The 19,911-nt window shown below is 47.4% G+C and carries 17 protein-coding genes and 1 riboswitch; of the genes, 12 read left to right on the top strand and 5 right to left on the bottom strand.

The genetic code is table 11. The annotated features are described in order from the left end of the window. Nucleotides 1-32 precede the first annotated feature (32 nt). The gene (locus QEO93_RS07235; RefSeq protein ID WP_032136949.1) at nt 33-3,896 is read left to right on the top strand and encodes a translocation/assembly module TamB domain-containing protein; all 3,864 of its coding nucleotides are present in this window, start codon (nt 33-35) and stop codon (nt 3,894-3,896) included. Here QEO93_RS07235 and QEO93_RS07230 read toward each other — a convergent pair. Then, nucleotides 3,809-4,114 (bottom strand): hypothetical protein, encoded by a 306-nt coding sequence (locus tag QEO93_RS07230; protein ID WP_143445771.1) that lies wholly within the window; start codon nt 4,112-4,114, stop codon nt 3,809-3,811. The two genes, QEO93_RS07235 and QEO93_RS07230, sit on opposite strands and share 88 nt — an antisense overlap. A gap of 56 nt (nt 4,115-4,170) precedes the next feature. On the opposite strand from QEO93_RS07230, the gene QEO93_RS07225 reads away from it, so the two are divergent. Then, nucleotides 4,171-4,686, top strand: a complete 516-nt coding sequence (locus QEO93_RS07225; RefSeq protein ID WP_032136969.1) for a hypothetical protein — start codon at nt 4,171-4,173, stop codon at nt 4,684-4,686. A 167-nt stretch (nt 4,687-4,853) separates the two neighbouring features. On the opposite strand, the gene QEO93_RS07220 is transcribed toward QEO93_RS07225, so the two are convergent. Then, entirely contained in the window at nt 4,854-5,438 is a 585-nt protein-coding gene (locus QEO93_RS07220) for a Maf family protein (protein ID WP_032136950.1), read from the bottom strand. A 71-nt stretch (nt 5,439-5,509) separates the two neighbouring features. Here QEO93_RS07220 and QEO93_RS07215 point away from each other — a divergent pair, with 71 nt between their 5' ends. The 6 genes from QEO93_RS07215 to QEO93_RS07190 all read left to right on the top strand — a co-directional run bounded on the left by QEO93_RS07215 (nt 5,510) and on the right by QEO93_RS07190 (nt 10,261). Next, nucleotides 5,510-6,010, top strand: a complete 501-nt coding sequence (locus QEO93_RS07215; protein ID WP_032136951.1) for a YceD family protein — start codon at nt 5,510-5,512, stop codon at nt 6,008-6,010. 33 nt (nt 6,011-6,043) lie between these two features. Continuing rightward, nucleotides 6,044-6,223: a 50S ribosomal protein L32 gene (gene rpmF, locus QEO93_RS07210; RefSeq protein WP_032136952.1), complete on the top strand. Its 180-nt coding sequence runs from the start codon at nt 6,044-6,046 to the stop codon at nt 6,221-6,223. Between the two features lie 175 nt (nt 6,224-6,398). Then, nucleotides 6,399-6,932 carry a phosphoribosyltransferase gene (locus QEO93_RS07205; protein ID WP_032136953.1) on the top strand — a complete coding sequence of 178 codons (534 nt, stop codon included), beginning with the start codon at nt 6,399-6,401 and terminating at the stop codon, nt 6,930-6,932. 101 nt (nt 6,933-7,033) lie between these two features. Then, nucleotides 7,034-8,050, top strand: a complete 1,017-nt coding sequence (plsX, locus tag QEO93_RS07200) for a phosphate acyltransferase PlsX (protein WP_032136954.1) — start codon at nt 7,034-7,036, stop codon at nt 8,048-8,050. 105 nt (nt 8,051-8,155) lie between these two features. Further along, on the top strand, nt 8,156-9,439 hold the full coding sequence (locus tag QEO93_RS07195; RefSeq protein WP_032136955.1) for a valine--pyruvate transaminase: 1,284 nt from the start codon (nt 8,156-8,158) through the stop codon (nt 9,437-9,439). A gap of 183 nt (nt 9,440-9,622) precedes the next feature. Further along, entirely contained in the window at nt 9,623-10,261 is a 639-nt protein-coding gene (locus tag QEO93_RS07190) for an MBL fold metallo-hydrolase (protein ID WP_032136956.1), read from the top strand. Nucleotides 10,262-10,303: 42 nt separating this feature from the next. Here the strand turns inward: QEO93_RS07190 and QEO93_RS07185 are convergent, their stop codons facing one another. Both QEO93_RS07185 and obgE read right to left on the bottom strand, forming a co-directional pair. Then, nucleotides 10,304-10,615 (bottom strand): hypothetical protein, encoded by a 312-nt coding sequence (locus QEO93_RS07185; protein WP_032136957.1) that lies wholly within the window; start codon nt 10,613-10,615, stop codon nt 10,304-10,306. A 15-nt stretch (nt 10,616-10,630) separates the two neighbouring features. Next, entirely contained in the window at nt 10,631-11,782 is a 1,152-nt protein-coding gene (gene obgE, locus QEO93_RS07180) for a GTPase ObgE (RefSeq protein WP_032136958.1), read from the bottom strand. A gap of 146 nt (nt 11,783-11,928) precedes the next feature. Here obgE and QEO93_RS07175 point away from each other — a divergent pair, with 146 nt between their 5' ends. The 4 genes from QEO93_RS07175 to QEO93_RS07160 all read left to right on the top strand — a co-directional run bounded on the left by QEO93_RS07175 (nt 11,929) and on the right by QEO93_RS07160 (nt 16,174). After that, entirely contained in the window at nt 11,929-13,101 is a 1,173-nt protein-coding gene (locus QEO93_RS07175) for a factor H binding family protein (protein ID WP_245190637.1), read from the top strand. Nucleotides 13,102-13,182: 81 nt separating this feature from the next. Next, complete coding sequence (locus QEO93_RS07170) at nt 13,183-14,787, top strand: surface lipoprotein assembly modifier (protein ID WP_052368699.1); 1,605 nt, start codon at nt 13,183-13,185, stop codon at nt 14,785-14,787. A gap of 148 nt (nt 14,788-14,935) precedes the next feature. Continuing rightward, on the top strand, nt 14,936-15,409 hold the full coding sequence (gene queF, locus QEO93_RS07165; RefSeq protein WP_032136959.1) for a preQ(1) synthase: 474 nt from the start codon (nt 14,936-14,938) through the stop codon (nt 15,407-15,409). Nucleotides 15,410-15,430: 21 nt separating this feature from the next. Further along, a riboswitch (PreQ1 riboswitch) is annotated at nt 15,431-15,476 on the top strand. Nucleotides 15,477-15,478: 2 nt separating this feature from the next. Beyond that, on the top strand, nt 15,479-16,174 hold the full coding sequence (locus QEO93_RS07160; RefSeq protein WP_032136960.1) for a 7-cyano-7-deazaguanine/7-aminomethyl-7-deazaguanine transporter: 696 nt from the start codon (nt 15,479-15,481) through the stop codon (nt 16,172-16,174). Nucleotides 16,175-16,502: 328 nt separating this feature from the next. Here the strand turns inward: QEO93_RS07160 and recC are convergent, their stop codons facing one another. After that, nucleotides 16,503-19,898, bottom strand: coding sequence for an exodeoxyribonuclease V subunit gamma (gene recC, locus QEO93_RS07155; protein ID WP_032136961.1), 3,396 nt, complete (start codon nt 19,896-19,898; stop codon nt 16,503-16,505). Between the last annotated feature and the right edge of the window lie 13 nt (nt 19,899-19,911).

Raw genomic sequence — 19,911 nt, 5'->3', positions numbered from 1 at the left:
GAAAACACAGTTACACCAAACCCCGTTTGATTATGACCCAAGAAACCGAACAACCCCCAATCACGCAGCCTGAAAACTCGTCACCCAAAAAACCAAAAAAACGCCGATTGCTCAAATACACACTCGGCGGTTTAATCGTATTGATTGGCGGCGCAGGGGCAGGCGCAACATGGCTGCTCAACACTGAAAACGGCTTGCATTACGCCGTTTACAAACTGCCGCGCTATGCCAACGTAAACATCACATCAAAAACCCTTTCAGGCAGCATTTTAGGCGGCTTCACAGCAGACACATTGCGCATCGAAACCGAATCTTCCGATTTAGACATCAGCAGCCTGAATTTCCAATGGCAACCGCGCGAACTCAAAAACTTCCATTTACACATCAACCGCCTAGCTGTGGGCGACATTCACATCACGTCCAAACCCACGCCGCCCAAAACTGATAGCCCACCGCCACAATTGCCCGATAGCGTAGATATACCGCTCACCGTTACCGCAGACGTGCTAGAAGTAGGCAAAATCACACAAGGCAAAAAGAACACCGAAATCCTAGGCGGCATACGCGCAGCGTACACATTTGACCACACACAACACAACCTGAAAGTGCAAAATCTCAAAACCTACTGGGCAGACACATCAGGCAATCTCAGCATGACAACGCAAAGCCCGTTTGCCCTGCGAGGCACACTATTGTCCAACGGCACGTTAGACGACATTGAAGTAGAAAACATTTTAGACCTTTCAGGCAGCCTGAAAGACATCAAACTCACAACCGACTTAACAGGCAACGGCGTAGGTTTACACGCAGACACCAAAGTTCACCCATTTGCCCCCACGCTCGGCAAAATGATTGAGCAAGTAAAAGTAACAGGGCAAGGCGTGAACCCACAAGCCTTCATGCCCAACCTGCCACGCGCCAGCCTGTTTTTTGACTTACACATCTTGCCCAACCTAGGCGAACAAATCGCCCTAGACGGCAAACTAGACTTGCGTAACGAATTGCCCGAAGCCGCCGATAAAAACGGCATTCCCGTGAAAAACATCGCAGGCACAGTCAACATTCGCGACAACGGCATGGTTAATATCCAAGCCATCAACACCGAATTGATGAAAGGCGGCAAATTAGCCTTGTCGGGCGACATTGACACCGACAAACAAAACCTAAACGTGAAAGCCCAACTTGCCAACATCACCGCCGCAGACGCAATTTCCACACCCGTCAAAGGCGTGTTGAACGGCATATTAAACGGCACAGGCACGTTCACAGAACCGCAAGTCAATTGGCAACTCAACACAGGACACGCTGATACCACAGGCAGCCTGAAAATGCTGACCGACACCAAAAACCAACAACGCACGCTGCAAATTGAAAAAGGCGTTATCAAGCCCAAAGGCGGCGGCGATTTGCAAGTTACAGCCAGCTTAGAGCTGTTCCAAAATCAAAAACTGCAAGCCGAAGTGAAAAGCGCGGCGTTCAACCCAGCCAAACTTTATCCCGACTTGCCTGAAGGCAACGTGAACGGCAACATCAAAGCCAACGGCGAATTGGCAAAACAAGCGTTTCATGCAGAAATGGCGTTTGCACCGTCCGTGCTATCGGGCGAACCGTTATCGGGCGGCGGCAAAGTGTCTTATGAAAACAAACACTTGAGCCAAGCCGATTTAGCCGTGAAGCTGGGCAACAACTTAATCAACACCAAAGGCGCGTTTGGCAAAAAAGGCGACACGTTGGCGTTGGACATTCACGCACCGAATCTGAATTTATTTGGTTTCGGTTTACAAGGTTTGCTGACCGCCAAAGGCTCGGTAACTAGCACGGCAGATACGTTCACAGACATTGACGCAAAACTGGACGGACAAGCGCGTGATTTTGCGGTTGGCAGCGATTTGAAAGTGAAAAACATCAATTTCAGGCTGCATGGTTCGCCTGATTACAACCGTCCGCTTGACATAATGGTTAAGGGCAACGGCATGGTGGCTGGTGGCACAGCGATTGATGCTGTGGACGCGGCTTTAGTTGGCACATTGCGACAACACAGCCTGAAAGCCAACGGCAGCCTGAAAATTGACAACAAACCGCTCGCGCTGAATGTTGCCGCAAATGGCGGTTTGAACGAACAAAATCAATGGCTCGGCACGGTTGGCACGTTGGACGTTTCTGGCGCGTTGCAACTGCGTTTGCAAAATGCGATGAAACTGGAAGCTGGTGCGCAGCGTGTTGTGATGAGTGCCGCGCATTGGCAAGCCTTGGGTGGCAGTTTGTCGTTGCAGCAATTTGTGTGGGACAAGCAATCGGGTCTCACCACCAAAGGCAGCGCGAACAATCTGAATTTGGTGCAACTGCATAATTTCTACACGCCGCCTGTTGAGCATAATTTAGTGATTGGCGCGGATTGGGATTTGGCGTACAGCACCGCGCCGCACGGTTTCTTGAACGTGAAACAGCAAGGCGGCGATGTGATTTTGCCGAACCGCAAACAGCCGCTTGGTCTGCAAGGTTTTGTGGTAAACAGCACGTTGGACGGACGCGGCATTCACAACAAATTAGCCGCCAGCACCAATTTGGGCAGAGTGTCGGGTGATTACAATATTCTGCAAGCCTTTGGCGGCGGCGCGATTACATCTGCGCCCGTTTCAGGCAGCCTGAAAATTGCGATTGATGATTTAACCACTTCGCTGAAAAGTTTTATCCCAGTCGGGCAAGCGATTAAGGGCAAACTGAATGCGGACGTGGCAATCAGGGGCACGGTGGACACGCCAAAATTGGGCGGCACAGTAAACGGCGAAAATCTGTATTACCGCAATCGCCAAATCGGTGTGATTTTGGACAATGGCAGCCTGAAATCGCATATTGAAGGACAAAAATGGCTGGTTGATGCTTTGCAATTCCATCGCAAAGCTGGCACGGTAACGCTCACAGGCAGCGCGGCTTATACCAATTCTGCGCCCGATGTAACTGCCAAAATTTTGTTTGAACACTATCCCGTTTTAGACCAGCCGAGCCGCCGCTTATCACTTTCAGGCAGCGGCGACATGACTTACACCGCGCAAGGTGTTTCGCTCAATGGCAGCCTGAAAACCGATGAAGGGCGTTTCAGTTTCCAAGAAGGCAGCGCACCGAGCTTGGACGATGATGTGGTAATTGTTGGCGAAACCGTGGCAACGCCTGCGCCGCCGATGCCGTTCAAAATGAATTTGTTGTTTGATTTGGATGATAAATTCTTCTTCGCTGGCGAGGGCTTGAATGTGAACTTGGGCGGTCAGCTCAAACTCACGTCTACCACCACAAGCGATGTGCAAGCGGTGGGCAGTGTGAACGTAAATCGCGGACGTTATCAGTCTTACGGGCAGGATTTGGTCATCAAAAAAGGCGTGATTTCCTTTATTGGACCACTGTCTAAACCGAACTTGAACATTCGCGCGGAACGCCGCAATTCTCCTGTGGGCGCAGGCGTGGAAGTGTTGGGCAATTTGGAAACGCCACGCGTGAATTTGGTTGCCAACGAACCGATGAGCGAAAAAGACAAATTGTCTTGGCTGATTTTGAACCGCGCAAGCTCGGGCAGCAGCACCGATGAAGCGGCGTTGGCAACGGCAGCTGGCGCATTTTTGGCTGGCAAGCTCAACGATAAAGTGGGCTTAGTGGACGATTTTGGTTTGTCTAGCCAGCAAACGCGTAACGCGCAAACAGGTGAAATGAACCCCGCGCAGCAAGTTCTGACGTTTGGTAAGCAACTGACGAAAGATTTATATTTGGGTTATGAAGCAGGTTTGCAAACGGCGAGTCAGTCTGTGAAATTGGTGTATCAACTGTCGCAATCGTTCCAAGCGGTGGCGCGTGGAGGGACGGAATCTTCGGGCGGTGAGCTGAAATATGTGAAACGCTTTGATTGATTTTTTGCGGACGAAGAAACGCAGCCTGAAAACTCACTTTCAGGCTGCGCTATTTTTAACCCCCTACGAAACGCCACCACAAAATCAATCATCGGCAATTCATGGCGTTCCATCAATAAAACTTCCGTCCCTGATTTCGTGTGCCAACGCTGAATATCCACCGCATTCGCCGACACGCACCAAGCCAACAACCCAACTAGAAACCACAATTTATTCATACCAAACTCCAAATCAAATTAAAATGCCGCCTTTTAAACATTCAGGCAGCCTGAAAATGCAAAAATTTATTTTGTTGCGCGGACACGAAGGTTCAGGCAAATCCACCTTCGCCCAAGAAAAAATCGCCCAATTCCAACAAACTTACCCGCAAGCTGAAATTCATCTTATTGATAACGACATTGCCCTAACCAACGAACACGGCGAATACCATTTTGATTTCCCTTCATTTGCCGCCGCCCATCAACAAAACGTTCAACGCCAACAACAAGCCCTGCAAAATGGCAAAATGCAGCCTGAAAAACACATACTTATCATCAACGCCAATCCCAACCAAAAAACCAAAACTTGCCAAACGCAAATTACTGCCGCCCAACAACACGGCTTTGAAACCGAAATTTATCGCCTACACAATTTCTATCCCAATATCCACAACGTAGATGAAACCAGTGTATTACAAAGCTATCTGCGGCTTAACAACAACCCTGTGCAAGGCGAAATTCATGTTCCAGCCATGCAACCGCCAAGCGAACAACAACGTCAAAAGTTAGCACAAATGCAAAACGCAGCCTGAAAGTTGTTGCCCGACTTTTCAGGTTGCCGTAGGTTGGCTTTCTAAGCCGACAATCCCTGTTAATATGGCCTGAAACTGTTGCGTTTCATCAATCTAAAGCGTGGGTATGGCGGCGCAACGCCATGTCAAACGATAAAAATAACGGAATGTGTTTGCAGCCTGAAAATTTAAACCACTTCCACCCCAAACTCAGTCAAACAAGAAACCAACCAAAAAATCGGCAAACCAATCAACGCATTTGGATCATCACTTTCAATTTTTTGCAACAACGCCGCGCCCAGTCCTTCACTTTTCGCTGCGCCAGCGCAATAAATCGCATCAGGCTCACGCGCCAAATAACGGCGAATTTGCGCGTCTGACAATTCACGCATTTGCACGACAGTAGTATCCACATGATGTTTCACGCAGCCTGAAACCGTGTTCAACACACAAACCGCGCTGTAAAACTCAATCCGCTGCCCCGATAATTCCCCCAACATCGCCGCCGCCTTTTCCACCGACATTGGTTTTCCGAGCTGCTTGCTATTGCACCACGCCACTTGGTCAGCCCCAATAATCAAATGTTGCGGATAATGCACAGCCAAAGATTGCGCCTTACCAACCGCCAAACGCAAAGCCGTATCCGCCGCCGATTCGCCAGCCAACGGCGTTTCATCAAACACAGGTTTCGCCGCCACAAAATCCACGCCCAAAGTGCGCAGTTGCTGCTGCCTGAAAACAGAAGTAGAAGCCAAAATAATCGGTAAACTCATCGCAAAAATCCCTGTATAAATAGCGTAAAAATATTGACTACAAAGCAATAAAATTATATCATGCCTCGTTTATGTTAAACCGAATATTGATTGACCCCCAAGCGTTTGCAATCAAACAAGAAAGTTTGCAAGGCAAAGTTTCATTGAACGATTTAGACGAACGTGTTTGGTCGCACGATTTTACCGAATTGTCATCAGAATTAGCGTACACCCTCAAAGGCGGCGTGGATAGATGGCAACGTCCGTTTTTAACGCTCTCACTTTCAGGCTGCTTGCCGTTGCAATGCCAACGCTGCATGAAACCTGTGGATTTTGCGCTAGATGAAAATGTGCGAATTGTTTTGTTTGAAACCGAAGAATCGCTTGATGAAGCCATGCTTGCCGATGAAGAATTGGAAGGCATGCTTTTAGAAGCTGAGTTGGACGTTTTCTCGCTGATTGAAGACCAAATCCTAATGGCTTTGCCGTTTTCTCCCAAGCACGAACAATGTGGCAGCACGGATTTAGATGCCGTAAATCAAGATAAACCCAATCCTTTTGCCGTGTTGGCGGGTTTGAAAAAGTCGGATTAAAATTTTTATTTATTTTATTTTCAGGAGCTTGAAATGGCTGTTCAACAAAACAAAAAATCCCCTTCACGCCGCGGTATGCACCGCTCCCACGATGCTTTGACTGCACCTTCTTTATCAGTTGATGCGGCAACTGGTGAAGTTCATCGCCCACATCACATTTCTCCTAACGGTATGTACCGTGGTCGCAAAGTAATGAAAGCTAAAGGCGAGTAATTATTGCGGTAAGGATTGAAAAAAAGCCAGCGATTGCGCTCTTTGCAATATCGGCTGGCTTTTTTCGCATAGTAAATTTCAGGCTGCGTGAATAAATAGCCTGAAATATAGTTGATTAAAATGAAATTGATATTTTAATCAACTATAATTAGTAGTTGATTGAGGGATAGAGATAATGGTTCAAAAAGTTTGGTATACCTATGATGATGTTCACAAAACTGTGAAACAAATTGCAACGCGTATTCAAGAAGCTGGTGTGCAATATGATGCGATGATTGCTATTGGTGGTGGTGGTTTTATCCCTGCGCGTATGTTGCGTTGCTTTATTGATGTGCCGATTTATGCGGTAACAACTGCTTATTATTTGAATGAAGAAGGTGGTCAGACTGATGATTCTGTGAAGAAAATCCAATGGCTTGACCCAATTCCTAAAGAATTGATTGGTAAGAACGTTTTAGTGGTTGATGAAGTGGATGATAGCCGCGTAACCATGGAATTTGTGCTGAACGAGTTGATTAAAGATGGTTTTGGCAAAATTGGCGTGGCGGTGATTCACAATAAATTAAAACCAAAAAAAGGCAAAATGCCTGAGGGAATTGCGTATTTCAGCGGTGTAGAAATTGAGGATTGGTGGATTAACTATCCTTGGGACGCTGAAGATATTGACGCGCATAACCGTCGTGCGGCTGCTGGTGTTCAAGAAGAATAATAACGATACTTTTCAGGCTGCCTGAGTGTTCAGGCAGCCTGAAATTGTTTGTGCTGTGATACAATTTGTCTAGTGCAATAATACTATAACAAGGATTGGATATGATAACGCTTTCTGTCGATGCAATGGGCGGCGATGAAGGTTTAACGGTTACTGCGCCTGCGGTGGCGCGTTTTTTGCAAAATCAAGCAGACGTGCGCCTGATTATGGTGGGCGATAGCGCACAAATTCAGGCTGCGTTGGCAAAAGAAAACGTGCCAATGGAACGCGTAGAAATCGTGCATGCAAGCGAAGTGGTGGGCATGGACGAATCGCCGCAGCACGCGTTGAAAAACAAAAAAGATTCATCCATGCGCGTGGCGATTCAGCAAGTGAAAGAAGGCAAAGCGCAAGCGGCGGTTTCGGCTGGCAACACGGGGGCTTTAATGGCAACTGCACGTTTTGTCTTGAAAACGCTGGCTGGCATTGACCGCCCTGCGATTGCAAAATTTATGCCTGCAGCAAAAGGGCATCAAACGCTGGTGTTGGATTTGGGCGCAAACGTGGATTGCACACCTGAACAGTTGCTGCAATTTGCCGTAATGGGTGGGCAACTGGTTCGCGCATTGCAGCCTGAAAACGCCAATCCGAAAATTGGTCTGCTGAACATTGGCACGGAAGACATCAAAGGCACGGAAACGGTAAAACAGACGTTTACGCTGCTGCGTGAAAGCAACTTGAATTTTATCGGCAATGTAGAAGCGAACACGATTTTTGACACGGAAGCTGATGTGATTGTGGCAGACGGTTTCACGGGCAATGTGGTGCTAAAAACCGTTGAAGGTACAATCCGTTTTGCTGGTGGCATGATTAAGCAAGAATTTACGCGCAACGTGTTCACAAAACTTAGCGCGTTGGCAGCGTTGCCTGTGCTGAAAAGTTTCAAACGCCGTTTAGACCCACGCCGTTACAATGGCGCGATTTTCTTAGGACTGCACGGTGTGGTCGTGAAAAGCCACGGCGGTACGGACAAAATTGGTTTCATGTACGCGCTGGAAGAAGCGTATCACGAAGCGCAGGCGAACAGTATCGCCAAAATTGAACAGGGCATTGCGGCTCAGTTGAACAAATCAGAATAACAAACTTTCAGGCTGCTTGATATTTTCAGGCAGCCTGAAAAATTTTGTCCACATCATAAATTCCTGCTATAAAATACTTTCCCCATATCCACAAAGGAACACACCATGCAATTCTCTAACTTCGGCAACAAATTCACTCAAAAAAGCGGCATTTTGCAACTCATGGACGATCTTGGTACCGCACTCAACAGCGACCGCCCCATCAACATGCTCGGCGGCGGCAACCCAGCGCGAATCCCCGAAGTCAATCAAGCCTACCAAAAAACACTCGAACAAATCGTGGCAAACGGCGCAGGCGTAGAAAGTGTCGGCAACTATTCCACTCCACAAGGCGACACCAAATTCATCAGCGCATTAGTTGATTTCTTTAACCGCGAATACAACTGGGGCTTAACCAGCGACAACATCGCCCTAACCAACGGTTCACAAAACGCCTTTTTCTACCTGTTCAACCTATTCGGCGGCAAATTCGCAGACAGCGACAAAGCCATTTTGCTGCCCCTTGCGCCCGAATACATCGGCTACGCAGACGTACACGTTGAAGGCAAACACTTCATTTCCGTGCCGCCCAAAATGGAAGATGTGCAGCACGAAGGACAAGACGGTTTCTACAAATACCGCGTGGATTTTGACGCATTAGAAAACCTGCCCGAATTGCAAAACGGCAAAATCGGCGCAATCTGTTGCTCACGCCCAACTAACCCCACAGGCAACGTTCTCACAGACGACGAAATGGCGCGCCTAGACGCACTCGCGCAAAAACACAATATTCCGCTGATTATCGACAACGCCTACGGCATGCCGTTCCCCAATATCATTTACAGCGACGTAACGCTCACATGGCACAGCAACATCATTCTCTGTTTCAGCCTATCCAAAATCGGTTTACCGGGGGTACGCACAGGTATCATCGTTGCCGCGCCCGAAGTCGTGCAAGCCATTAGCAGCCTGAATGCCATTGTGAACCTCGCCCCAACCCGTTTCGGCGGCGCGATTGCCACACCATTATTGCAAGATAGCAGCCTGAAAAACTTGGCAGACAACGCTATTCAACCGTTTTACAAAAAACAAGCTGCGCTTGCCGTTTCCCTGTTGAAACAAGAATTTCAAGATTATTCTGTGAAAATCCACAAACCCGAAGGCGCGATTTTCCTGTGGGTATGGTTTGAAGGCTTGCCGATTACATCGCAAGAATTGTATGAACGACTGAAAGCCAAAGGCACGCTGATTATCCCAAGCGAGCATTTCTTTGTGGGGCTGGATACAAAAAACTATCGCCACGCCCACGAGTGCATTCGCATGAGCATTGCCCAGCCTGATGAAACGCTGCAAAAAGGCATTGCCACCATTGGCGAAGTCGTGCGCGAAGTGTATGACGCAGCGAAGTAAATTTCCGCGAGACCTGTAGGTCGGCGCATTTATGCCCGACAAAATTACCCTGTTTTTGAGCCATTTTGCACAGCGTTCAAAAGTCGGGCATAAATGCACCGACCTACTTATTTAATCCAAAATAAAAATGCAGCCTGAAAACCCATTTTCAGGCCGCAAATCATTAACCAAAAAACACAAACCATGACCTTACAAATCCAAATCCTCCCCGTAACCCCATTCCGCCAAAACTGCACCCTCATTTGGGACGATGAAATCAAAGACGCAATCTTAACAGACGTAGGTGGCGACATTGATTACATCATGCCCGAAATCGAAAAACGCAGCCTGAAACTTAATGCCGTCTGGCTCACGCACGGACACCTAGACCACGCAGGCGGCGTTCCCATGTTGCTAGAGCGCGTAAATGTTCCTGTGATTGGTCCACACCAAGATGATTTATTTTTGCTCGAATCGCTGCCTGAAACCACAACTGCCTATAAATTCCCCGTTTGCCCCACATTCGTGCCAACGCGCTGGCTCAACGAAGGAGAACAGCTCACGGTCGGCAATTACACGTTTGATGTATTGCACATTCCCGGCCACACACCTGGCCAAGTTGTGTTTTACTGCGCCGCCGCAGAATTGCTGATTGCTGGCGACGTGCTGTTTTACGAAAGCATTGGGCGCACCGATTTTCCGCGCGGCAATCATCAAGATTTGCTGGAAAATATCGCCAAAAAACTCTACACGCTGCCTGAAAATACATTAGTCGTTCCCGGTCATGGCAGAACCACCACTATTGGGCATGAAAAGCAATACAACCCGTATGTCCGAGCATAAAAAAAGCAGCCTGAAACGTTTTCAGGCTGCTTTTTGTGTGGATTACTCCACAATTTTCCATTTACCTTTAGTTTTGGTAATGCGAATGTCTTTGCTGAACATTTCGCCATTTTGCGTGTATTCAATCCCGCAAGTAAACACACTTTTCTCCAGTACAGAGCCACTGGTACGGCGGCAATTGTTCACAATTTCTATATCAGAAACTTTATTAAATTCCAAATTAGATTGCGTAATCGCTTTTTCTACTGTGCCTTTCATAGGAGGGAAAGGCGTAACATCATGTTTCACATAATAGTCATAGCCAAAATATGCGACTACTGCTATCACAACGGTTTCTTTACTGATACCTAGCATCATTTACTCCTTAAATTATTCCGCTTTGAATACAGAAGTATCCGTTTGCACTTTTTCCATTTCAGGCAAAGCCGTCGTCGCTTTTGCTGCTTCGTCCGCTTCCGCTTGCAAACGCTTTTTCTCGTTCAAATATTGATTGATTTGTTGCACCAATTCTTGCGTGCCGTCATGCGTTAATGCGCTGATTTTAAACAATCTTGGCGTTTCCATATCAAACGTAAAACGGTCATCAGGCGCAGGATAATCCCAACCAATCGCATTCAAGAAATCCGCCGTGCGTTGTTCCGCTTCTTCATCGTCCAACATATCCAATTTATTCAACACCAGCCAACGCGGTTTATCGTACAAATCTTCATCGTATTTACGCAATTCGTGAATTAACGCCAACGCTTCGCCAGCCGTGTCGGTTTCTTCGTCAAACGGTGCCAAATCCACAACGTGCAACAACAAACCCGTGCGCGACAAATGTTTCAAAAAGCGATGCCCCAAACCTGCGCCTTCTGCCGCGCCTTCAATCAAGCCCGGGATATCCGCCATTACAAAACTATTGTTTTCGTCCATACGAACCACGCCCAAATTCGGGTGCAAAGTCGTGAATGGATAATCCGCCACTTTCGGACGTGCTGCGGAAACGGCACGAATCAACGTAGATTTGCCTGCATTCGGCATACCCAACAAACCCACGTCTGCCAATACTTTTAGCTCTAATTGCAAAGTGCGTTGTTCGCCGTCTTCGCCTGGCGTAGATTGTTTCGGCGCACGGTTTACCGATGATTTGAAATGGATATTGCCCAAACCGCCTTTGCCGCCTTTCGCCACGCACACGCGTTGCCCGTGGAAAGTCAAATCCGCCACAATTTCATCGGTGTCCACATCGCGGATTAACGTGCCGACTGGCATATGCAATTCGATATCGTCCGCGCCTGCACCGTAGCGGTCTGCGCCGTGTCCTTTTTCGCCATTTTTCGCTTGATAGCGTTTCACGAAACGGTATTCCACCAGCGTGTTTACGTTTTCATCGGCAACCGCCCACACGCTGCCGCCGCGTCCGCCGTCGCCGCCGTCTGGGCCGCCACGAGGTACGAATTTTTCACGGCGGAAACTGGCTGCACCGTTGCCGCCTTTGCCACCGACTACTTCAATTTTTGCTTCGTCAATAAATTTCATTTGTTTTTTGCTTTCAAAAATAGGGTTTCAGGCAGCCTGAAAATGGTTATTTCAGGCTGCCTGAAAAGATAGAATAATCGCGCGTATTATAAAGGACGATACTTGTTTGTGCTTGATTTTGTGAAAATTATTGTGGCAACCTGAAAATGGGGATTTTAGCTCTGCGTGATTTACAACATTTTGTTGTAAATGTTGAGAAAAAACTTGATAAATTGGGTGGTATCTTTAATAATTGTAAAAGTTTCATTTTAATGACAATATCATTTTTTTTATTTATCCAAGAATTGGAAGTAAACATGAGTAAAAATATAGTTTTATTGGCAATGGCGATGGCTACAGCATTATCTGCGTGTGGTTCTAGCGGTGGGGGTTCAGCTTTGAGCGCGACAAACACTACGTCTTCTAATTTGGGTGTGAAAACCAATAACAATAATTCTTCTAAAACAGAAACAACAAACGAAAACACGACTAATACCACAAAGGTAACGTTTTCACCTGTGTTAGATGTGGCAGCTATTAAAACAAGTATGAAAGAAGCTGCCGACGCTGCAGCAAAAGCAGAGTTATATAGAGTACCTAAAACTATCGTTTCTTCTGCAGAAAGTTTAACTATTGATTTAATTGATACCAAAAATCAAACCAAAACTTATTTAACAGATAGTAATATTGAGCTGAAAGATTATCTACCGAAGAATGAAGTAACAGATGTAACGATGAAAATCAAACATACATTAACTTATAACGGTTATGATAAAGAAGATAAGGAAGTTCAAGATTCTTACCGTCGAGACCTCACTCAAACTGTACGTGCTTATAATCAAGATTACTCTACTGTGATTGGTTATGATACGACCAACGATGATTTTGCTACATTTAATAGTAGTAAAGATACTAGTGTAAAAAAAGTTAATAAAACAAGCTATTCTGATAAATTGATGGATACTTATGATGTGGTTGGTTCATCTATTAAAACAGCTGCATTGCCAACTAGTGGCTCTTATACCTATTCAGGTAAAGCATTCACAGCCACTGACAAAGATGGTGTGTTGAGCTATACAGTAGACTTTGATAAAAAATCAGGTAAAGGTTCTATTACAGGTATCGACACAACTGGCACGATTACTTTGGAAGAAGGCAAAATCGGTTCTTATACACACAAAACCACAACTTCTTCTGGTATCGGTGAAACTCAAGCAACTACAGCTAAGGGTATTGTAGGCACTTACACCGTAGGTTTCTTCGGTCCAAATGCTGAAGAAGTGGCTGGTACTGCCAACTTTAAAGGTTTGGAACACGTTGGTTTTGGCGGCAAACGCTAATTTATCTTGCGTCTTTTTTCAGGCTGCTTGAAATGGTTTTTCAGGCAGCCTGAAAATTTTTAAATCTATGGAATATTTCAAATGAATACACATCATCTCTTCTTATTATTGTTGGCTGCGAGCTTATCAGCAAATGCAGCAGATGATGAAGACTTGCCCACTTCCGCCACTGCCAAACGCAAAGAAAACAACACGGTGGAAACCATCCCCATTGCCAAAGCTGCCACAGCCACGCATAACGACCCACAAGTATTTCAGCAGCCGTTTGATGATGTGAACACGCAAGAAGAATATGAATTAAAACCGTTGCCCAATTTGCCAAAAAACGATTTAGCAGACGTGCAACAGGAATATGAATTGCAGCCGTTGCCGAATCCAGCGAAAAAAGATGTTATCCCTGAATTAACACAGCCTGAAGCATCGCAGCCTGAAAACCAACAAACCAGCACACAACAATTAGACGACCAAATCAACCAAGCGTTAGTCGCCAAAAAATGGGACGAGCTGGAAAAACTATTGGCAGTAGAACAGCAAGCAGGACAAGACGAAACGCTGCGAGCTTATGCCAAAGGCGCACTATTGCGTCAAAAACAAGAATATCCACAGGCAATCGCAGAATATCGCAAAGTAGTCGCCGCGCAGCCTGAATTGGGCTATCCGCGTTTAGACTTGGGCATCATGTTGTTTGAAAACAAGCAATTCCGTGAAGCCAAAGCCGAATTAACCGAAGCCAAAGCGCGTATCAATCCAGAAGCAAGAGCGCAAAAAATCGTCGATGCGTATTTAGAAGGTATGGAAAAAGAGCAAAGCTGGCAGCCGAATATGGGCTTACAATACACGCAAACCGATAATGTGAACAACGCATCGGATAGCGTAGAACTGTTTTATAACGGCAGACGTTTTGTGAAAGATACCGATGCCTTACCAAAGTCAGCGCACGGTTTCAACTACAATCTGGGACTGGAAAAAGACACCAACTTAGCAGGCAACCATTATGCACGAGTGAGCATAAACGGCAGCGGCGTACATTATTGGGATAACTCGGATTACGATGAAAACTCGTTGCAATTGAGTGCAGGTTATCGCTACCAAAGCTGGCGTTACCAACTCGGCTTCTCGCCATTTTTCGCGCAAAACTGGCTCGGCGGTGAACGCTATAATCAACGCTTTGGCGTAACCAGCAATTATCGTTATCGCTTTAATCCGAAGTGGTCGATTTCCGCCGCGCATACCTATTTTAATACGCGTTACCGCAGCGATAATGTCGCCAAATATTACAACGGCTACAACAACAATGTGGGCTTAACGCTGATGTGGAACCCAACGCCAAGATGGTTGCTGTTTGGTGGCGTGAATGCCAGCCATGACAAGCTAAAAGACAAAGCCGAAAGCTCAAAACGCGCAGGCTTCACCAGTGGCGTGGTGTACGATAACCAAAAATGGGGTGCACGAACCAACTTCAATTTTGCCAACCGCCGTTTCCAAGATGCGCACTTCTTGTATGGCAGTCATCGTGCAGACAAAGAGTACCAAATCAGCGCAGCCGTATGGCATCACAAATTAACGTGGCACGGCATCACGCCACGTTTGAACTATCGCTATTTGAAAATTGATAGCAATATGCCAGCACTCTATTCACGCAAAAACGGCGAATGGTTTATCAGCGCGGAAAAAATTTTCCATTAAGGTTTCAAGGTTTTATAATTCGCCATTCTCGTTTTCAGGCTGCTTTTTCAAGCAGCCTTGCTCTTTTGTCCAAATCTTCGATTTGGGTATAAAAGAGTATGCCGCAAGGCAGTAAAATCTTTTTTTCAACTCAAACTAGGTCAAAAAAATGTCTAGAAACGCAGAAGAGCTAAACGGCGTAACGCTGCTTGGCAACCAAAAGACGCAATATCCCACCGATTACGCGCCCGAAATGTTGGAATCGTTTGACAACAAACACCCAACGAATGACTACTTCGTCAAATTTGTATGCCCTGAATTTACTAGCCTTTGCCCGATTACAGGTCAGCCCGATTTCGCCACCATCACCATTCGCTACATTCCCGATGTAAAAATGGTTGAAAGCAAATCGCTGAAACTGTATCTATTCAGCTTCCGCAATCACGGCGATTTTCACGAAGACTGTGTAAACATCATCATGAAAGATTTAATCAAGCTGATGAATCCAAAATACATTGAAGTGTATGGCGACTTCACTCCGCGTGGTGGCATTTCCATTATGCCTTTTGCCAACTACGGTCGTGAAAACACCCCATTTGAGCAAATGGCGCGTGAACGCTTGTTCAAACACGAAATGCAGTAATTTTCAGGCTGCAATTTGATTAACCACGCGGTTCGTAAACCTCCCGCGCTAACAAAACTAAGGAAAACTATGCAAACTTATTTATTTACAGACAAACAAAAATCCAAAGCACTGTTCTGGCTCGTTTTATTCCACATTCTCGTGATTACATCGAGCAACTATCTGGTGCAATTCCCGTTTTCAATCACCTTGCCAAACGGTTTTGAAGTGCATTCCACTTGGGGCGCACTCACATTCCCATTCATCTTTTTGGCGACCGACTTAACCGTCCGCATTTTCGGCAAACCACTGGCACGACGCATTATTTTCTTCGTCATGTTCCCAGCCTTAATTATTTCGTACGCACTCTCCGTGCTGTTTGCCGAAGGACAATGGACAGGTTGGCAATCACTCACCACATTCAGCATGTTTGTGTTTCGCATTGCCTTGGCAAGTTTTTCCGCTTATCTGTTCGGGCAAATCATGGATATTTTCGTATTCAATAAATTACGCAGCCTGAAATCGTGGTGGATTGCGCCAACCGCTTCCATGTTTATGGGCAACGCCATGGATACCATTATCTTCTTCTTTGTCGCGTTTTACGCCAGCAGCGACTCATTTATGGCAGCCAACTGGACGCACATCGCTTTTGTTGATTACCTGTTTAAACTCGTGATTTGCATGGGCTTGTTCTTGCCAGCTTACGGCGTGTTGCTCAACATGATTATGAAAAAATTATCGCAATTTGTGCAAACGCAGCAATTGACTGCTGTTGAGCAGAATTAAAATACAAAAAGCAGCCTGAAAATATTTTCAGGCTGCTTTTTTCAGGCTGCAATTTTTAATCTTTTTGGTATAGTGAATTCACTTCAAACTAGTACAGCGTTACCAACACCCTTATGTACCACGCGTACACGACGGGCGTTGTCGCCTTGTCCTAATTTGAATTGAATCCACTATATTAGGTAAGGTTTATCATTGTCCATTTTGAATTTACTGAACAACAAAAAAGGCAAGGATAAATCTTGTCCCTACCAAGCGGCAGTTTTGCAAAATTTGCAGCCTGAAAATGTCGGGTATAAATGCGCCGACCTACGTTTTCAGGCTGCTTTTTTTACTCTTCTTTGTCTTCATCTTTATCTGCCAATACTTTCAGGCAGCCTGAAAGATTGGCGAAGAGATTTTCTGTGAGCCGTTGGAAGACTTCGCTGGTGTAAGGTGGGTCTTCGTCTGTGTTGCGCCCGTAGATGAGTTTGACTTCGGGATAGTCTTCTTGGGCGAAGCCGTTGTAGCCGTTGTGATAGGCTTTTTGGGCGGCGGACTGGGCAGTTTCCCATGTGGCTTTTTCTTTGGTGTATAGGGCGGTGGCGGCGGCTAAATTGACGCGTGGGAAAAAGGGTAATGGGTGGCTTTGTCCTGCTTGGTAGGCGATGAGCCATTGGGACAGGGTGTCTTGGGCGGTTTGTTGGTCTATTGGGGGCAGGCTGTAGCTTTCTTGTAAACTGAGATAGTGGGTTTGTCGGTTGGTGGGGCTGTTGTCTGGGGTGGCTGCGTTGTAGATGAGATGACGCAGCAGTAGTTCGATTTTGTCGGTGTGTTGTAGTTTGCCGTGGGCGTTTCTTTCGTTGAGAAATTGGCTGGCGTATAGGATTTGTCCGTCTTGGTGGTTGTGGGTGAGGTGGTAAGTCAGTACGCCGAGTAATTCGCCGCTTTGCTCTGCTTGGGCTGGGCTGCTGATAAGATGCTTGGGCAGGGCGATGGCGCGTGTTTGGTATTCTTGACGCACGAGTTCGCCTAGCTTGCCTGTGGGCAGTTGGCTTTGGGCGGCTAGGGTTTGGGCGAGCTGGCTGTAGTCTTGGTTTTGTAGTCGGGCGCGTGTGTAGGCATCGGCGAGCTGGCGGGGCTGGTCGGGCAAGAAGGGTTCTTGGGTTTGTTGGGTGCTTTGGGTGTAGGGGTTGCTCCAGTTGAGTTGGTTGTTGAGCCAGTGGCGTAGGGGGTTGCGCCAGTAGTGCAGGAAGGTTTTTTGGTCGGTTTTTTGGGCTGGCGGTGGGTTTTCAGGCTGCGTTGGATTGATGAATGGCTTGGGTTGGGGTTGTGGGTGGTTTAGGGCGTGGGCGTAGTCTTGCCGTGCGCTGTGTAGTTTGGGGTTGGCGGTGTAGTATTGGCGTGAGAAGGGTTGTAAGGGGTGTTGGGTAAGCCATTGTTGTTTTAGGTCTTTTGGGGCTTGGTTGCTTAGGGCGGACAGGGTGTCGATGAGTTCGCCGATGAGGGTGGAGGGGGCGCGTTCTTCGTCTGTGCGGATGTCTTTGCCGATGTAGGATAGGTATAACACGCTTCGGGCGGACATGAGTGCTTCTAAAAATAGGTAGCGGTCGTCGTCGCGACGGGCGCGGTCGCCTTTTTGGGGGTATCGGGCGATGAGGTCGAATGGGGCGGCTTTGGTGTTGCGTGGGAAGTCGCCGTCATTCAGCCCGAGTAGGCAGATGACTTGGAAGGGCAGGCTGCGCATGGGTACCATGCTGCAAAAGGTAATGCCGCCGCGCAAAAACCCTTTTTCGTCTTGGCTGCTGAGAAAGCGGACGATGTGTTGTAGGGCGATTTCTTGGGGTAGGGCTTGGTTATAGTTGGCGGTGGTGGTTTCGTTTTGCCATTGGGTGAGGGCGGTTTCGAGTTGTTGTAGGGCGGCGTGGTCTTCTTGGGTTTGTGGGGTGAGTAGGTTTGTGGTGAGGCTGCGGATTCGGTTGCTCCATTCTTGGGCAGTGGTGCTTTGTTGCCATTGGTGTTTGGTTTGGGCGAGTAGGCGGACGAGGGCGGCTAACTTGCTGTAAACGGGAATGTGGTCTGGGTGGCTGCTGTGGGGGGCGATGTTTTGCCAGAGTGGGTTTTGGGTGTTTTCAGGCAGCATGAAGCCTAGGATGAGTCGGTCTAATCCTTGTTGCCATGTGAATAGGTTGTGGGTGTCGCCGTGTTGTGCGCGTTCTTGTGCGTCGCTGCCCCATTTGATGTTGAGTTTGTTTACGGTGTCGTGAATCAGGGGTAGGTCTTCGCGGTTGATTTGGTGGTGGGCTAGGATAAGTGGGTTGTCTAATAGGGCGAGGAGTTTGTCGGCTTCAAGGCGGCTGTTGAGTAGCTCTAGGGTTTGTTCTAGTGCGTCTAACAGGGGTTGGCGGTGGCTGAGTTTAACGTCAGACAGGGTAAATGGTAGGGCTGGGCTGCCGTTGGTTTGTTCGCTGAATATGGCTTTGATATAGGGGGCGTAGGGTTCAATATGGGGGGTGAGAACGGCAATGTCGCTGGGTTGCCATTCTGGGTGTTGGTTGAGTAGGTCTAGAAGTTGGTCTTTGAGGATTTGGAGTTCTCGTAGGGGACTGTGTGCGCTGTGGATTTGTAGGCTGTTGTCGGCATTGAGCTGGACGATTGGGCGCGTTTGTGCTGTGGCAGCCTGAAATTGTTGCTTCCATTGAGGTTTAGTGGGGAAGATGTGTTGTTCTAGGTAGTGTTGGTGTTGGTTTAGCCAGCCTGCTTTGTGTGCGTCTTCGGGCAGGACTTGGGTTTGGATTTGGTGTTGTATGCTGTGTAATAGGCTGTGGGATTGGGGTTCTTCGTTGTAGGTGTCGATGTCTAGCTGCACTTGTGCTTCGGCGAGTTCGTTGAAGAAGTCGCGCCCTTGTTTGCCGAGTGAGGCGAGTAGGGGGTGTCCTTGTATGCTTAAATCGGCTTCGTCGCCGAGTTTTAGGATTTGGGTGGGTTCGAGTATGTTGCCCCAGTATTGATTGCTTGGGTTTAGGGCGAGTATGTGGACTTCGCGGTGTAGGGCGAGTTGTTCTAATAGTTTGAAGTGCATGGGGGCAAGCGTGGCGATGCCGAACACGAAGTAGCGTTTGGCTAGGTGGGGCATGGCGTTGGCTTGGGCGAGTGTGTCCATGAGCGTGTGCCATATTTGGACACGGTGGGGGATATTTTGATTGGTTTGGTCTAAATATCGCCAGATTTGGGCTTGCCATGTTTGGTCGCTGTCGTTTTTCAGGCTGTTAATGGTTTGGTTGTTTGCCCATGCTTCTATCCATTCGGGTCGGTAAACAAGGTATTGGTCGAATACGTCTGCGAGTTGCCCTGCGAGTTGGTAGGCGGCGTATGCGCCGTTGTTTAGGTAGCTTTGTAGGACTTCTTTTGCAGCCTGAAAATCGGGGCTGGTGTGAAATTCGTTGGATTGGAATAGGTCGAGCAGTCGCCAGCGCATAACTTCTGATGCGAATGGGCTGAGTTCGGGGATATTGGGCATGGCTTGGCGCATGAGTTGCCATGCGAAACCTGCGGGTAGACTGAATTTTAGGTTTGCTGCAATGCCTGTGTGTTGGGCGAGATATTGGCTGATATAGCGGCGCATGCCTTGACTTTGGACGATGATTTGTTCGCTGGCAAATGGGTTGCTTAATGGGGCTGTGGTGTGGAGTTGGGTGAGTAATTCGGCGAGGTCTTCTAGGCGGTTGGATTGGTATAGGTGGAGCATGGTGAGTATCCGT

Source organism: Kingella negevensis (assembly GCF_030177895.1).
GTDB classification, from domain to species: domain Bacteria; phylum Pseudomonadota; class Gammaproteobacteria; order Burkholderiales; family Neisseriaceae; genus Kingella_C; species Kingella_C negevensis.
This window is presented reverse-complemented; position numbering and strand designations above follow the sequence as displayed.

What these genes read in the sequence shown, in the direction of transcription:
- QEO93_RS07185 (WP_032136957.1), bottom strand. Translation starts at nt 10,615, where the DNA reads ATGCTAGGTATCAGTAAAGAAACCGTTGTGATAGCAGTAGTCGCATAT.
- QEO93_RS07230 (WP_143445771.1), bottom strand. Translation starts at nt 4,114, where the DNA reads ATGAATAAATTGTGGTTTCTAGTTGGGTTGTTGGCTTGGTGCGTGTCG.
- QEO93_RS07170 (WP_052368699.1), top strand. Translation starts at nt 13,183, where the DNA reads ATGAATACACATCATCTCTTCTTATTATTGTTGGCTGCGAGCTTATCA.
- rpmF (WP_032136952.1), top strand. Translation starts at nt 6,044, where the DNA reads ATGGCTGTTCAACAAAACAAAAAATCCCCTTCACGCCGCGGTATGCAC.
- plsX (WP_032136954.1), top strand. Translation starts at nt 7,034, where the DNA reads ATGATAACGCTTTCTGTCGATGCAATGGGCGGCGATGAAGGTTTAACG.
- QEO93_RS07235 (WP_032136949.1), top strand. Translation starts at nt 33, where the DNA reads ATGACCCAAGAAACCGAACAACCCCCAATCACGCAGCCTGAAAACTCG.
- QEO93_RS07175 (WP_245190637.1), top strand. Translation starts at nt 11,929, where the DNA reads ATGGGGATTTTAGCTCTGCGTGATTTACAACATTTTGTTGTAAATGTT.
- QEO93_RS07220 (WP_032136950.1), bottom strand. Translation starts at nt 5,438, where the DNA reads ATGAGTTTACCGATTATTTTGGCTTCTACTTCTGTTTTCAGGCAGCAG.
- QEO93_RS07160 (WP_032136960.1), top strand. Translation starts at nt 15,479, where the DNA reads ATGCAAACTTATTTATTTACAGACAAACAAAAATCCAAAGCACTGTTC.
- QEO93_RS07205 (WP_032136953.1), top strand. Translation starts at nt 6,399, where the DNA reads ATGGTTCAAAAAGTTTGGTATACCTATGATGATGTTCACAAAACTGTG.
- obgE (WP_032136958.1), bottom strand. Translation starts at nt 11,782, where the DNA reads ATGAAATTTATTGACGAAGCAAAAATTGAAGTAGTCGGTGGCAAAGGC.
- QEO93_RS07225 (WP_032136969.1), top strand. Translation starts at nt 4,171, where the DNA reads ATGCAAAAATTTATTTTGTTGCGCGGACACGAAGGTTCAGGCAAATCC.
- queF (WP_032136959.1), top strand. Translation starts at nt 14,936, where the DNA reads ATGTCTAGAAACGCAGAAGAGCTAAACGGCGTAACGCTGCTTGGCAAC.
- QEO93_RS07190 (WP_032136956.1), top strand. Translation starts at nt 9,623, where the DNA reads ATGACCTTACAAATCCAAATCCTCCCCGTAACCCCATTCCGCCAAAAC.
- QEO93_RS07215 (WP_032136951.1), top strand. Translation starts at nt 5,510, where the DNA reads ATGTTAAACCGAATATTGATTGACCCCCAAGCGTTTGCAATCAAACAA.
- QEO93_RS07195 (WP_032136955.1), top strand. Translation starts at nt 8,156, where the DNA reads ATGCAATTCTCTAACTTCGGCAACAAATTCACTCAAAAAAGCGGCATT.
- recC (WP_032136961.1), bottom strand. Translation starts at nt 19,898, where the DNA reads ATGCTCCACCTATACCAATCCAACCGCCTAGAAGACCTCGCCGAATTA.